General features: G+C 44.9%; 13 protein-coding genes. All 13 read left to right on the plus strand.

Annotation, left to right across the window (positions count from 1 at the left end; genetic code table 11):
• The first annotated feature begins 62 nt into the window (after window positions 1-62).
• The 13 genes from ACXABW_RS06095 (at window position 63) to ACXABW_RS06155 (ending at window position 14,236) form a co-directional block, all read left to right on the plus strand.
• Window positions 63-1,580, plus strand: a complete 1,518-nt coding sequence (locus ACXABW_RS06095; protein ID WP_252030473.1) for a fumarate hydratase — start codon at window positions 63-65, stop codon at window positions 1,578-1,580.
• Window positions 1,581-1,705: 125 nt separating this feature from the next.
• On the plus strand, window positions 1,706-1,891 hold the full coding sequence (locus ACXABW_RS06100; RefSeq protein ID WP_252030474.1) for a hypothetical protein: 186 nt from the start codon (window positions 1,706-1,708) through the stop codon (window positions 1,889-1,891).
• Between the two features lie 128 nt (window positions 1,892-2,019).
• Window positions 2,020-3,396 carry a YcjX family protein gene (locus ACXABW_RS06105; RefSeq protein ID WP_457524553.1) on the plus strand — a complete coding sequence of 459 codons (1,377 nt, stop codon included), beginning with the start codon at window positions 2,020-2,022 and terminating at the stop codon, window positions 3,394-3,396.
• Window positions 3,393-4,427 carry a YcjF family protein gene (locus ACXABW_RS06110; RefSeq protein WP_252030476.1) on the plus strand — a complete coding sequence of 345 codons (1,035 nt, stop codon included), beginning with the start codon at window positions 3,393-3,395 and terminating at the stop codon, window positions 4,425-4,427. The genes ACXABW_RS06105 and ACXABW_RS06110 overlap by 4 nt, the downstream gene beginning before the upstream one ends.
• A 122-nt stretch (window positions 4,428-4,549) precedes the next feature.
• Window positions 4,550-6,094, plus strand: a complete 1,545-nt coding sequence (tyrR, locus tag ACXABW_RS06115; protein WP_252030477.1) for a transcriptional regulator TyrR — start codon at window positions 4,550-4,552, stop codon at window positions 6,092-6,094.
• A 75-nt stretch (window positions 6,095-6,169) separates the two neighbouring features.
• Complete coding sequence (locus ACXABW_RS06120; protein WP_457524556.1) at window positions 6,170-6,754, plus strand: GNAT family N-acetyltransferase; 585 nt, start codon at window positions 6,170-6,172, stop codon at window positions 6,752-6,754.
• On the plus strand, window positions 6,751-7,341 hold the full coding sequence (locus ACXABW_RS06125) for an HD domain-containing protein (RefSeq protein ID WP_265686617.1): 591 nt from the start codon (window positions 6,751-6,753) through the stop codon (window positions 7,339-7,341). Before ACXABW_RS06120 ends, ACXABW_RS06125 begins: the two co-directional genes overlap by 4 nt.
• Window positions 7,342-7,353: 12 nt before the next feature.
• On the plus strand, window positions 7,354-7,827 hold the full coding sequence (locus ACXABW_RS06130; RefSeq protein ID WP_252030480.1) for a DUF2947 domain-containing protein: 474 nt from the start codon (window positions 7,354-7,356) through the stop codon (window positions 7,825-7,827).
• A gap of 679 nt (window positions 7,828-8,506) precedes the next feature.
• Complete coding sequence (locus ACXABW_RS06135; RefSeq protein ID WP_252030481.1) at window positions 8,507-9,103, plus strand: GTP cyclohydrolase II; 597 nt, start codon at window positions 8,507-8,509, stop codon at window positions 9,101-9,103.
• Window positions 9,104-9,271: 168 nt separating this feature from the next.
• Window positions 9,272-10,534: an imelysin family protein gene (locus tag ACXABW_RS06140; RefSeq protein ID WP_457524558.1), complete on the plus strand. Its 1,263-nt coding sequence runs from the start codon at window positions 9,272-9,274 to the stop codon at window positions 10,532-10,534.
• A 117-nt stretch (window positions 10,535-10,651) separates the two neighbouring features.
• Entirely contained in the window at window positions 10,652-12,034 is a 1,383-nt protein-coding gene (locus ACXABW_RS06145; RefSeq protein WP_457524559.1) for a di-heme oxidoreductase family protein, read from the plus strand.
• A 95-nt stretch (window positions 12,035-12,129) separates the two neighbouring features.
• Window positions 12,130-13,170: an imelysin family protein gene (locus ACXABW_RS06150; protein ID WP_457524560.1), complete on the plus strand. Its 1,041-nt coding sequence runs from the start codon at window positions 12,130-12,132 to the stop codon at window positions 13,168-13,170.
• Complete coding sequence (locus ACXABW_RS06155) at window positions 13,151-14,236, plus strand: DUF1513 domain-containing protein (protein ID WP_457524562.1); 1,086 nt, start codon at window positions 13,151-13,153, stop codon at window positions 14,234-14,236. Before ACXABW_RS06150 ends, ACXABW_RS06155 begins: the two co-directional genes overlap by 20 nt.
• Window positions 14,237-14,309 lie beyond the last annotated feature (73 nt).

Genomic DNA, 14,309 nt, shown 5'->3' on the forward strand with positions numbered 1-14,309 from the left:
ATGCTCAACAGGTCGACAAAAAGTAGTAGCGCAAAGGAAGCATAACAATAACGAGGCATGCAATGACGGTAATTCGCAAGCAGGACGTGATCAGCAGTGTTGCTGACGCACTTCAATATATTTCTTACTACCACCCATTAGACTTTGTTCAAGCCCTAGATAAAGCCTATCAAAAAGAAGAAAGCCAGGCGGCAAAAGACGCAATGGCGCAGATTCTAATTAACTCGCGCATGTCTGCAGAAGGTCATCGCCCGATCTGTCAAGATACTGGTATCGTCACTTGTTTTGTTAACATCGGTATGGGTGTGAAATGGGACTCGACTGACATGACGGTTCAGCAGATGGTTGATGAGGGTGTTCGTCAAGCGTACAACAACCCAGATAACCCACTGCGTGCATCTGTCCTGATGGATCCTGCTGGTAAGCGTATTAACACTAAAGACAATACGCCAGCAGTTGTACACATCAATATGGTACCAGGTGATACTGTTGAAATTCAGATCGCTGCAAAAGGCGGCGGTTCAGAGAACAAAACTAAGATGGTGATGCTCAACCCTTCTGATGATATTGCAGAGTGGGTAGAGAAGACGCTACCAACAATGGGTGCAGGTTGGTGTCCGCCGGGTATGCTAGGCATAGGTATCGGTGGTACGGCTGAAAAAGCAGCGGTACTAGCGAAAGAATCTTTGATGGAACACATCGATATCCAAGAGCTTATCGAAAAAGGTCCTGAGAATGCAGAAGAAGAGCTACGTCTAGACATCTTCAACCGTGTAAACAAACTAGGTATTGGTGCACAAGGTCTTGGTGGTCTAACTACCGTTGTTGATGTGAAGATCAAAACTGCACCAACACACGCAGCGTCTAAGCCTGTGTGTTTAATCCCTAACTGTGCGGCAACGCGTCACGTGCACTTCACACTTGATGGCAGTGGCCCTGCAGAGCTAACGCCACCTAAGCTAGAAGAGTGGCCAGACATCACTTGGGAAGCGGGCGCAAATACACGCCGTGTTAACCTTGATGAAGTGACTAAGGAAGACGTTCAAGAATGGAAGACTGGTGAAACGGTTCTTCTATCAGGCAAAATCCTAACGGGCCGTGATGCAGCGCATAAGCGTATTCAAGGTATGCTTGAAAGCGGTGAAGGCCTGCCTAAAGGTGTCGACTTTAAAGGCAAGTTTATCTATTACGTAGGTCCTGTGGATGCAGTAGGCGATGAAGCGGTAGGTCCTGCGGGTCCAACAACGTCAACGCGTATGGATAAGTTCACCGACATGATGCTAAACGAAACTGGCATCATGGGTATGATCGGTAAAGCGGAACGTGGTCCTGCTACGGTTGAATCAATCAAAGAGCACAAAGCGGTTTACCTGATGGCTGTAGGTGGCGCAGCTTACCTAGTAGCAAAAGCAATCAAGAAAGCACGTGTTGTTGCGTTTGAAGATCTTGGTATGGAAGCAATTTACGAGTTTGAAGTTGAAGACATGCCAGTAACGGTTGCGGTTGATTCAACGGGTGCAAACGCACACCAAATCGGCCCTGACACGTGGAAAGTGAAAATTGCCGAAGCAGAGCAGTAATTACTTCTGAGCCTCTATGTAAAGACTGTGAGAAAAGCCTGATTTTATTATCTAATCATTGACATAAGTGCAGCGAAAGCTGCACTTTGTATACTGGACTAATAATTACAACGCTAGGAGCTAAAATGCCAAGGTTTATTCAAATCTTACAGATCATCATTGCAGTGGTGATTGGTGCTTTTGTTGGCTATGACTTGATTCTTCATGGTATCAGTATCTTTAATGAAAAGTATGTCACCATCACTTGTGCACTATTCGTTTTAATCGAGATTGCTCTATTTGTTATCTACAAGTTGATTGAAGACGATTAAAGTGAGCCTACCGCTCAATCGTAGAAATTACCGCAAGCCTCTGATTTTTATCAGGGGCTTTTTCGTTCATCTAGTATTAATATTGATTCAGTTAGTTTGTAGGCTCTGAAAGATATGAGAGAGACTTAATGAAGAAGATCACCAAAGAAGTTAATGACTTTATCCACCGTAGCTTAGATTCGCATGTGCGAATTGCCGTTACCGGCTTGTCTCGCGCGGGTAAAACGGCTTACATCACTTCTATGGTTAATCAGTTACTTCATACTTCAACCCACGACAGCTTGCCGTTACTTTCTGCTGCACGAGACAAGCGTATTGTTGGTGCTAAACGTGTGCCTCAACTTAATATGATGGTGCCAAGGTTTGCTTACGATGAAGCCATGGGGCAAATCCATGACTTTCCAGCGCAATGGCCTGAACCAACACGTGATGTGAGCGAAATTCGCCTCGCGATTAAATACAAACCGAAGAAACGTACCAAAAAGCTGTTGGGCAGTGATTCAACTCTTTACGTCGATATCATCGATTACCCGGGTGAGTGGCTCCTAGATCTTCCTTTGCTTGATATGGACTTTCATACTTGGTCAGAAAGCCAGTTTAAAGCTCTAGAGGGTGAAAGGTCGCAATTGGCTAAAGAATGGCTGACCGAGTTAGACAAGTTAGATCTTAACTCATCACTTGATGAGAAAAAGCTCGAACAAATATCGGGCTTGTACACCGAATACTTACACCGTTGCAAAGACAAAGGTTTGCATTGGGTCCAGCCTGGTCGATTCGTGTTGCCGGGAGATTTAGCTGGAGCGCCGGTTTTACAATTCTTCCCATGTCGATTAGATAGTAATGATAAGTTCGAGAAAAGCAGCAACATTGCTATGCTCAAAGCGCGTTATCAGGAATACCAACAAAAGGTGGTAAAAGCGTTTTATAAACATCACTTTTCAACTTTTGATCGCCAGATTGTGCTAGTGGATTGTTTGCAACCTCTGAATGCAGGGTATGACTCATTTCATGATATGCGCACTGCGCTAGAACAAATTATGCACAGCTTTAGTTATGGGCGAAGCAGTGTGTTGCGTCGTTTATTTGCGCCAAAAATCGACAAGGTATTGTTTGCCGCCACTAAAGCTGATCACGTGACGCCGGAGCAACATCCAAACTTGGTCAGTTTGCTACAGCAGATGGTTCATCCTGCTTGGCAAACAGCAGCATTCGAGAATATCGACATGAGCTGCATTAGTATGGCTTCTATCCAAGCCACTCAAGCCGGTTTCATTTCTACTGGTGATAACACTGTCCCTGCGCTGCAAGGCGAAACTTTAACTGGGGATGCACTCACGGTTTTTCCTGGGGAAGTCCCTAGTAAACTACCGAGCAAAGAATATTGGCAAAACAATGGGTTTGAGTTCACTGCATTTCGGCCAATGCCAGGCTCCATTGATGAGCCGATGAAACATATACGAGTAGATAAAGCACTAGAGTATTTGATTGGAGATAAGTTGAAATGAGTGAGTTCAAAACCAAACAAGTATTCGAACAACCGCTAGAACAATCACCGCAAAAAAGCGATAAAGAGCTCACCGCGCAGATGCAGTTTGAACAGTCTTCGACATTTGTTCCCGTCGAAGTTGAAGTAACTGCCGAAGACTCCCAACCAGAACAAACGCTGGAAAACGTAATACGACCTAGCAAAGGAAAGAAGTGGCTTGCGACGGGGTTGGTGACTGCTTTTGCAGGTTTAGTTGGTTGGCAGGCGATTGATACAGTCATTACTTCAGTTCAAACTGGAGATTGGCTGGCACTCGGGTGGGCTGGTTTTATTAGTGTATTGGCTTCCTTGGGTATCGGGGCCATTGGTAAAGAACTGTGGAAACTTCGAACCCTACGTAATCACTTTAGTGTTCAGGAGCACAGCGAAAAGCTACTGAAAAGTGATAGCGTTGGCAAAGGTGAAGCATTCTGCATCGAAATAGCTAAGCAGAGTGGTGTCAAAGAAGAATCAGCCTACTTCGACCGTTGGAAAAATAGCATCAACTCATCTCATAGTGATGCTGAAATTTTAGAAATGTACGATGCCATGGTGTTAGCAGAGCAAGATGAGCGGGCAACCAAAATCGTGTCTAGGCATGCAACGGAATCTGCGGCACTGGTGGCGATTAGCCCATTAGCAACGGCGGACATGTTGCTGGTGGCATGGCGAAACTTCAAGATGATCGATTCGTTGGCGGATATTTACGGTATTGAGCTCGGTTATTGGTCGCGATTAAAGCTATTTAAAGCGGTACTTATCAATATGGCCGCTGCAGGGGCTAGCGAGCTAGCTGTTGATGCCAGTATGGATTTGATGTCGATGGACTTGGCTGGCAAGGTGTCTGCTCGTGCCGGACAAGGGCTCGGCGTGGGTATCTTGACAGCTAGATTAGGGCTAAAAGCTATGTCCCTGTTGAGGCCGATTCCATGGAACCAAGAGCGCGCGGTAAGGTTGGGTGCGATTCGTAAGCAGATCTTAGCCAAGGTTGCGGCAATTACAGCGAAGTGAAGGACTTAAGCGCAAAATAACACCATTTGTGAATGACATAGCATTTGATTTCTTGACGCACTAGGGGGCATGAGCGAAACTAGTGTCAACTTTTCCTGACACTTTCAAATTAGGGATTTTAAGTGCGTCTAGAAGTTTTTTGTGAAGATAGACTGGGCCTGACTCGAGAGCTCCTCGACATCCTAGCTTCAAAAAGTATCGATCTAAGAGGTATCGAGATCGATGTAACGGGCATAATTTATCTCAATTGTCCTGATATTGATTTCGATACTTTCAGTGAGTTGATGGCCGAGATCCGCAGAATCTCTGGTGTTAAAGACGTTCGGAAGATTCAATTTATGCCTATGGAAAGGCATAACACCGAGCTAATCTCACTGTTAAACAACCTTCCAGACCCTGTGTTAGCTATTGATTTGAAAGGCGGGGTCGACCTCGCGAACCACGCGGCTCTAGACCTGTTCAATATGTCTAACGAGGACATCATTGGACAACCAATCTCATCATTACTGCCGAGCTTCAACTTCACCAAATGGGATGAAGGCAACACCATTCGTCAACGTGAAAACATTGTGATAGATGGGCTGGACTACGCAATGGAGTTGATGCCAGTTTATATTACTGGCGAATCTAAAGAATCGACCCTAGCAAGTACGGTAATGATCATTCGCTCTGGTAGTAGCAATAACGTGTTCGATGACAGCTTACCGATCAATAATGATTTGGGCTTTGAGCACTTTGTGGGTGTGTCAAATAGGCATAAGGCCCTGATAAGCCAAGCGAAAAAGCTTGCAATGCTCGACCAACCTTTACTTATCGAAGGGGAAACGGGAACGGGTAAGGAAATGCTAGCGAAGGCTTGTCATAATCGTTCAGGCCGTGCGGCAAATCCATTCTTGGTACTCAGCTGCGCATCTATGCCAGATGATGTGGCGGAAACAGAGTTGTTTGGCCATGCGCCTGGCTCATTCAATCATGAGCAAGGGCATAAGGGTATTTTCGAACAAGCGGATGGCGGCACCGTGTTTCTCGATGAGATCGGTGAAATGAGTGCCCACCTGCAGATTAAGCTACTGCGCTTTTTGCAAGATGGTACATTTAGACGCGTGGGCGAAGAACATGAAATGCATGTCGATGTACGTGTGATTGCTTCTACTCGTCATAAACTGGCTGAGCTATCTGAATCTGGTGCTTTCCGCGAAGACTTATTCTATCGCTTGAATGTGTTAACGCTGCGTATCCCTCCTTTGCGCGAGCGAACGAATGATCTAGTGCCTTTACTTGACTTATTCATTGCAAAATACGCAAATCAGCTAGGTATGGACAAGCCTCGTTTTTCAGAAGAATTGATTGATCAGCTTGGGAACTACCCGTGGCCGGGCAATATGCGCCAGTTAGACAACATGGTGCTTAGAGCATTAACAGAGCTTCAGGGCAGTGAGCTCGACGTTTCTCTGTTCCATTTACCTCAGTTGGAAAGTGTGGGTTCGGGAATGGCGAACCTGAATTTAGATGGTTCGCTTGATGAGATCATGAAAGATTATGAATCTCAGGTTCTTGAAAAGCTATACCAGTCGTTCCCTTCAAGTCGTAAACTTGCTAAGCGTTTGAACGTTTCTCATACCTCGATTGCTAATAAACTGCGTGATTACAACATACGCAAAAATTAATGCGTAAAGGTTTACGCATAAACAGGCACGTTATCCGAGAACGTCGAGTTGAGTAAACAGTAGGTAAGAGCAAACATGGAAAAGGTGAGCACACCTAGACAGGTGTACGAAGTAGATGGTGACGTTTTGCTTCGTACTGCAGAAGTGACAGATGCAGATTTGATCGCAGGTTACTTCAATCGGAACAAAGAACACCTAAAAGTTTGGGAACCTAGGCGAGAGGCCGCATTTTATAGCGTATCCGGTTGGGCGCAGAAACTGATTAAACTGCACGAGCTTCATGGGTTAGGGCTTGGTTACTATTTGCTGATTATCGATTCAAGCAGCAAGCAGATGTTAGGTACAATTTCCTTTAGCAATTTAACCCGCTTTCCGTTGCATTCATGTAATGTCGGGTATTCTCTTGACGCAGAGGCGCAAGGTAGGGGAGTGATGACCAGAGCTCTGAAACTTGCTGTGAACTATATGTTTTCTATTCAGAACATGCATCGAATATCGGCAGGGTACATGCCTAATAATGAGCGTAGTGCGTCGGTATTGAAAAAGGTCGGTTTCAGCAAAGAAGGATTTGCTAAGGACTACTTGTTGATCAATGGAGCTTGGCAAGATCACGTTCTAACTTCCATGATTAACCCTAACTGGAAAGAGGCTGTAAGATGAACGATCGCCTAGAGCAACAACTATCTTTAGTCATCGAGCTTGATCAACTGAAATCAGTACTGCGTCGAACACGGGTTAAGAGTGCCGATAAGCGATTAGAAAATAGTGCTGAGCACAGCTGGCATGTAGCATTGATGGCAGTGTTAATGTCAGAACACGCCAATCAACCAGTCGATGTGTCTCGAGTGGTAAAAATGCTACTTCTGCATGACATTGTTGAGATAGATGCAGGAGATACGTTTGTATACGATACTGTTGCTTCCGAGCAGCAAGAAGAGAAAGAACTGGCTGCGGCGAAACGCTTGTTTGGGCTGCTACCACACGACCAAGCTGAAGAGCTAAAAGCGCTATGGTTGGAATTTGAGTCTGCTAAAACCAATGATGCGAAATTTGCCAAAGCTCTAGATAGAATTATCCCAATGCTATTGAACTACCATAACCAGGGCCAGAGTTGGCAAGAGCATGGCGTCACTCGTCAACAGGCTATTTCAGTGAATAGTCGTATCGGTGACGGATCTACAGCGTTATGGGAAAAAGCACAACAAATGATAGAAGAGGCGACCTTGAAAGGTTGGCTTAAAGCTTAATGAGGAAAATGAATGTCGTATTTGCCTTTGGATGAATACCAAAGAAAATGGATTTTTACTCACCAATCTATGCCTATTCCTGAGCACGACCTCGCTCAGATAAAACCGATGAGTGAGGCAAGAGCTGCACAGCTATGGAAAGAGAACATTAGTGCACAAAGCCCTGACAGCGAAAGATTCAGTTCGTCTGATTGGCCGAGTAAAGAAAGTAATTGGCCAGACAGTGTCGATTGGATGGCAAACTGGGAAGATGATGAGTTAGGCCTCCCAGAAGAAGTACTCAACCATTTGGATTGGCAAGATGATGTGACTGTGTACTTCTGCTATGAAAAATACAATGTCATAGAAACAAAGTGGTCGATCTTTAGAAAGCATTGGAAAAACTTTTTGTTTTACGATGATGGGCCTATCCTCATTGCGAGACGCAGAAAGCAGGCGCTATGGTTTGACTCTGAAGGCCTAGTGCAATTGGGCTACCGAAGTTAACTTAGGAAAAAGCAGCGAATTGAGCTGCTTTTTCTGTTTTTAGCATATTACGCAAGTATTAGCTGAGAAGGGCAGCATGATAGCGCTCAGAAATAATGTGAGTTTTCAACAAGTTTTAAGTCAAAAATACGCTTTGGTGTGTGATAACCATTCCACAACCTGATGCTTGAGGTGAAGCAAGTATCTAATGTGTTATTCTTGCAAAAAAGAATGCTTAAACATTGAACGTTATAGGAAAAAGTAGTGGAATCCTTAATTTCTCAGTTAAAGAAGGACTTCTATGCGAGGCTTAACTTGCTACAAAGAAACGCTTTGCCACATACAAAGCCAACATTGTCGTTCTTAACTGAAGAAGAGTTAAGGGAGCTTGAAACCGTTTGGGTTGAACTCTCCGTATGGAAAGTTAATCAGAAGCATTGATTTATAAAGAAAACGTGGAACCTTAGCTGGCTGAATCAGTTAAGGTTTTTTTATGCCTGAAGAATGTATTGTTATAATATAACAATTTGCTATTATGACTAAAACGTTGAAAAACGGTGTAGTTGCCCCAATAGTAACTATCAGCAAGTATTAGCGTGTATATTATCAATATAAGAGGATGCTACCACTCAGACGTTGAGTGTCTCATGGGTGAAGAGTAGTTAGCCTCGATAAGTCAGAATTCAAGTGAGTATTTAATATGGCGGAAGTTCGAGCCAGAGTGGATCTAAAAGTCGGTGCAAAGAGTAACATTGACGCCGAAATCCTTTCTTTTAGCGATTTAAAAACCGACAAAGAACACGTTGCGGTCATTTTCAAGCAAGCTGATCTTCAAGGGGACGCCCCTTTAGTCCGTATGCACTCAGAGTGCCTAACTGGTGATGTTTTCCATTCCTCTCGTTGTGATTGCGGCGAGCAATTAGAAGAAACCATCAATAAGATGGGCGAGCACGGCGGTATTATTTTGTACTTACGTCAAGAAGGGCGTGGCATTGGCCTTTACAATAAAATTGACGCTTACAGGCTACAAAGTGAAGGGATGAATACCTATGAAGCGAACAACCATTTGGGCTTTGGTGATGATCTTCGAGACTTCACTGAAGCAGCACAAATGCTTGATGCGTTGGGTGTTAAGCAAATCCGTTTAGTAACCAATAACCCTAAAAAGGTCAAAGAACTGAAAGAGAACGGCATTGAGATTGTTGAAGTGGTGAATACTTCTGCTCATATTAAGCATGGCAACGAAAGTTACCTGCAAGCAAAAGTCTCTCACGGGAAGCATAACCTGAAGTTATAGAAATATTTCGTCCTATTGTTGATAAAAACCTCACTTCTGTGAGGTTTTTTTGTTTGTGGCTTGCAAAAAAATTGTAAATTTGTATTATCTCGAACAAATAGTGCAAATGATAATAATTAGCACTAGCAATAAAGTAAGTGGTATTTAAGCTCAACAAGGACGCTTTTCATGAATGTAAAAACTTTGCTCGTTCGCTCTATAGCTGCCTCCGCAGTAGTTGTCAGTGGTGCATCATTCTCTGCAACTGTTACTCAGGATCAGGTAGTCGAGCATTACGCAGACCTCGCTCACGCCGTTTTTGCGGATGCTCTGACAACAGCAAAAACGCTTGACAAATCAATCGATGCTTTCCTTTCAAACCCATCAGAGAAGAGCCTAGCGGAAGTGAAACAAGCTTGGCTAGACTCTCGCGTACCGTACCAACAATCTGAAGTTTTCCGTTTTGGTAACGCAGTGGTTGATGACTGGGAAGGGCAGCTGAATGCTTGGCCTCTGGACGAAGGTTTGATCGATTACGTAGCGGCTGACTATCAATATGAATTGGGTAACGAAGGTGCAAGTGCGAACATTGTTGCAAACGAAAAAATCACTATCGGTGCGACGACTCTTGATACAGCAAAAATTACGCCTGAGCTAATTGCAGACCTGAATGAAGTTGGTGGTTCAGAAGCGAACGTTGCTTCAGGTTATCACGCGATTGAGTTCCTTCTTTGGGGACAAGATCTAAATGGCACTAATGCTGGTGCTGGCGAACGTGCGTACACAGATTTTGTCGTCGGCAAAGGCTGTACCAACGGTAACTGTGAACGTCGTGGTGAATACCTACAAGCAGCCGCGGATCTACTTGTTCAAGACTTGGAATGGATGGAAAAGCAATGGTCTGCCTCTGAAGCAGGAAACTACCGCCAAGAGCTTCTTAACGACAGCGCGGAAAATGGCCTACGTAAAATGCTATTTGGCATGGGTTCATTGTCTTTAGGTGAGCTTGCTGGTGAGCGCATGAAAGTTGCGCTGGAAGCAAACTCAACAGAAGATGAGCACGATTGTTTCTCGGATAACACACACAATTCTCATTACTACAACGAGCAGGGAATCTACAACGTTTACACTGGCCTATACGTGCGTGAAAACGGAGAGCTGCTGTCTGGTCCAAGTATCCACGATCTCGTTGCTCAGAAAGACAAGCAAGCGGCAAAAGAGATCCAGAAACAGTTTGATGTGACTCGTACGCAAGTTGGTCAGCTAGTGACGTCTGCAGAGAAAAACAATCAGCATTTTGATCAACTGATCGCTGCTGGCAATGCGCAAGGTAATGCGCTGGTGAATGAGACCATCATGTCGCTTGTGGCTCAAACGTCATCAATTGAGCGCGCGGCTTCAATTATTGGTATCGACAGCTTGAACCCAGATACAGCTGATCACGAATTTTAAAAAATAATACCCATATAAATAAAGGGCTCATTGAGCCCTTTTGCTGTTTGTAGGCGTTTTGCCCGCAACAACCATATTTGTTTTGCCAATATACACATTACCAAGAAGAGCAGTGGTATGAAGTCCCAAATCGCAGTTACCTTATTAGCAATCCTATCTACAAGTCTCCACGCCAACGATATCAAATCTGGTGGTGGTACAAGCGTTAAGAAAAATGGCCCGAACGCATACTCTTTATCTGCGGCCAACTTGCCGATGAGCAAGAGGCTGGACTTCAGTGTAGGCAACAGCTTTTTCCGAAATCCTTGGGTTCAGGCCCCTGCTTCAACGGATGCACGTGATGGATTAGGGCCTCTTTTCAATACTAATGGTTGTCAGAACTGCCACATCAAAGATGGTAGAGGACACCCTCCAGAAGCGAATGACATTCACGCAGTTTCTATGCTAGTGAGGCTGAGCATCCCAGCGATGACGGATGAGCAGAAGAAAGCCTATATTAAAGATGGCGTTATCCCTGAGCCAACGTATGGTGGACAGTTACAGGATTTCTCATTACCGGATGAGACGCCAGAAGGAAAAATCAATATTACCTATACCGATGTGCCTGTGGAGTTTGCCGATGGGACCACAGTCGTATTGCGTAAACCTCATTTAGCTATTACCGATCTGGGCTATGGTGAAATGCATCCAGACACGCAATTTTCGGCACGAGTAGCGCCCCCTATGATAGGTCTTGGACTGCTAGAAAGTGTCCCAGAGGAAACCATTCTTAGATGGGAGAAAGAGCAAGCCGCAGAAGGTGGTGCAGTTTCGGGTAAGGCTAATAAAGTCTGGGATGTTCAAGCGAACCAATTCGCACTGGGTCGGTTCGGATGGAAAGCGGGGCAACCTAATCTTATGCAGCAAAACGCCGCCGCATTTAATGGCGATGTTGGCCTAACAAGCCGTTTGTTTCCGAAGGAAAACTGCACATCTAAACAATCGATTTGTGCTGACCTTCCAAATGGTGGTACGCCTGAAGTAAGCGATAATATTTTAGACTTTGTTGAGTTTTACTCACAGCATCTTGCGGTGCCTATTCGCCGAAATACTGAAGACCCAGCGGTGCAACTAGGTAAGACGTTGTTTACTAAAGTGGGTTGCGATAGCTGTCATAAGACCAATATTAAAACGGCAAAAAGACCTGAACTTCCCGCGCTGTCTGAACAGTTGATTCACCCATATACCGATCTGCTATTGCATGATATGGGGGAAGGCTTAGCCGACAACAGGCCAGAATACTTAGCAAATGGTCGTGAATGGAGAACGGCTCCATTGTGGGGGATTGGCTACACAGAGGAAGTGAATGGTCATACTTACTTCTTGCACGATGGCCGCGCTAGAAACTTGCTTGAGGCAGTGCTTTGGCATGGAGGAGAAGCTGAATCTGCTAAACAAGGTGTGCTTCAGTTTAGTGTGAATGAGCGAGATGCTCTGATTGCATTCCTCAACTCTTTATAGTGCTGATTCTATTAGGCTGTTATTACACATTGAAACCTTAAACAATTTTGGCTTAAGCGGTTACCACCTTTAAGCAACTTAGGAAAGGAAGTGGAATGAATATTTATAAACTGTCTGTCGCAGTCGCTAGCGTACTTTCTCTGGCTGCTTGCCAAACAGCGAGTGAGGCGAAAGCGGTAGAGAGTGTCGCTCAGCAAACCAATCACATTAGCCAAGCGGTATATCAAGTCGAATTTGTGGCGGCAGCTAATTTTGATACTAAAGCAGAGGAACTTAGCCAAACATTCCAATCTTACTGTAATGGAGAAGTTGAACTTGCTCAGTTAAAAACCGACTGGCACGCTGCAATGACGATGTGGATGGCGCTTCAGGGACAAGAGCGAGGCCCTTCGAAGGCGCTTGAACAAAGTTGGAATGTGCAGTTTTGGCCGGACAAGAAGAACACGACAGGCAGAAAAATGCAGGCCTTGACCTCATCGACTCAACCTTGGTCGCCGAGTGATATCGCTGAGCAAAGCGTCACAGTTCAGGGGCTTGGAGCGATTGAGTGGTTGTTGTATGACGAGCAGTCATCTTTAGCCAACAGTAAACAGGTATGTCAGACTGGGTATGCAATTTCACAAAATCTTGCCAATAATGCCCATTCCATATCAGCAGCGTGGAACTCGAACCCTTGGGTGGGGCTAGACCAAAAAGCGTGGGATAGCGAGTATATTGCTTTGTTGACCAATCAACTTGATTACAGCATGAAGAAGTTGAGTCGACCAATGGCGAAAATTGGTCAGCCGCGGCCTTATTTTGCAGAGTCTTGGCGTTCACGTTCTTCCATGAGCAATTTACTAAACAACGTGAAAGCAATGGAAGCTTTGTATTTAGCCGATGGGAAAGGGCTGGACGCACGATTAAGGCAAAGAGGGAAAGTTGTTTTAGCTGATAGTATTCAGAACCAGTTTTCCTTGATCAAAGATACATGGCCGACAGACTCGAGTTTATTCGATTTGCTGCAAACGAAAGACGGTTATAGAACTGTGATGTCTCAGTACAACAAGCTTGAACAGCTACAGTACTTCATTCATGAAGAAGTGGCTATCGAGCTTGGCGTTGTTATAGGGTTTAATGCAACTGATGGTGACTGATAAAGCAAGGCGTAAACTACTAAAAGCTGCCCTTTTCGGAGCAGCGAGTCCGATACTTCCTTTTGGATGTGCGTCGACCGAACGCTCTCAAGTACCCGCGCTGATCGGTTGTTCCATTTCTGGTCGTGACCAATACAGTGCAGTTGTCGCAGACGACTACGGTTTACCAATTAGAAAATTGCCATTACCCGAACGTGGTCACGGTGTGGCAACCAATACTCGTTTCAATCACGCTGTTGTGTTTGCTAGGCGGCCAGGTACCTTCTTTATGGTATTTGATTATACCTCTGGTGAGATAGTAAAACTGTCTTCGGCAATACCAACGCGTCACTTCTATGGACATGGTGTCTACTCGAATGATGGCAATTGGTTATACGCGACAGAAGGTGAACGAGGAACCAGTAAAGGTATTATCGGGGTTTACGATGTCCTATCTGGCTACGAAAAGGTTGCTGAATTCAGTGGCTTTGGCTTAGGCCCACATGAAGTGATTGTGATGCCAGATGATTCATTGGCGACAGGGGTAGGAGGAGTTCATACCAAAGGTAGGAGGCCACTTAACTTAGATTCGATGTCGCCAAGCTTGAGTTACCTGTCTTCAGAGGGAGAGCTTATCGACCAAGTTGGGCTTACAGACCATCAATTGAGTATTCGTCACTTAGCTCACGACGGCAGTGAGACGGTGCTCTGTGGTCAACAATATCGTGGTGAACCGGAAGAATCCCCTTCGTTATTGGCGATGCATACTCGCGGAAGCAAAATGCTTGAGTTAGAGGCCGACCCAGAACAGTGGGCACGTTTTAATCATTATATTGCGAGTATTGCCGCGACCGATGAGTGGATTTTAGCCACTTCTCCGAGAGGGAACTGTTATGGCATCTGGTCTAAACAAACAAGAAAGCTTGTAGAACTGTCTTCTTTATCAGATGCATCAGGAGTGGTGGTTAGCAATAACCACTTTCTTGTGAGTTCGGGCTCCGGAAACGTAATTACCGATAAGTATCCCTCTGAAAATACGTCAATTAACAGCAATATCCAGTGGGACAATCACTGGTCTGCTATCTAGCTCTGAACTACTTTCTCGCGTTGATTAGTCCGACGAAAACTCATTTCTCTGCCATACTTTATTTTACAGTGAA

The organism is Vibrio paucivorans (assembly GCF_054053395.1).

Bases quoted from the DNA above. Each gene is read 5' to 3' on its own strand.
- ACXABW_RS06095 (WP_252030473.1), top strand. From the start codon at position 63: ATGACGGTAATTCGCAAGCAGGACGTGATCAGCAGTGTTGCTGACGCA.
- ACXABW_RS06100 (WP_252030474.1), top strand. From the start codon at position 1,706: ATGCCAAGGTTTATTCAAATCTTACAGATCATCATTGCAGTGGTGATT.
- ACXABW_RS06105 (WP_457524553.1), top strand. From the start codon at position 2,020: ATGAAGAAGATCACCAAAGAAGTTAATGACTTTATCCACCGTAGCTTA.
- ACXABW_RS06110 (WP_252030476.1), top strand. From the start codon at position 3,393: ATGAGTGAGTTCAAAACCAAACAAGTATTCGAACAACCGCTAGAACAA.
- ACXABW_RS06120 (WP_457524556.1), top strand. From the start codon at position 6,170: ATGGAAAAGGTGAGCACACCTAGACAGGTGTACGAAGTAGATGGTGAC.
- ACXABW_RS06125 (WP_265686617.1), top strand. From the start codon at position 6,751: ATGAACGATCGCCTAGAGCAACAACTATCTTTAGTCATCGAGCTTGAT.
- ACXABW_RS06130 (WP_252030480.1), top strand. From the start codon at position 7,354: ATGTCGTATTTGCCTTTGGATGAATACCAAAGAAAATGGATTTTTACT.
- ACXABW_RS06135 (WP_252030481.1), top strand. From the start codon at position 8,507: ATGGCGGAAGTTCGAGCCAGAGTGGATCTAAAAGTCGGTGCAAAGAGT.
- ACXABW_RS06140 (WP_457524558.1), top strand. From the start codon at position 9,272: ATGAATGTAAAAACTTTGCTCGTTCGCTCTATAGCTGCCTCCGCAGTA.
- ACXABW_RS06145 (WP_457524559.1), top strand. From the start codon at position 10,652: ATGAAGTCCCAAATCGCAGTTACCTTATTAGCAATCCTATCTACAAGT.
- ACXABW_RS06150 (WP_457524560.1), top strand. From the start codon at position 12,130: ATGAATATTTATAAACTGTCTGTCGCAGTCGCTAGCGTACTTTCTCTG.
- ACXABW_RS06155 (WP_457524562.1), top strand. From the start codon at position 13,151: ATGCAACTGATGGTGACTGATAAAGCAAGGCGTAAACTACTAAAAGCT.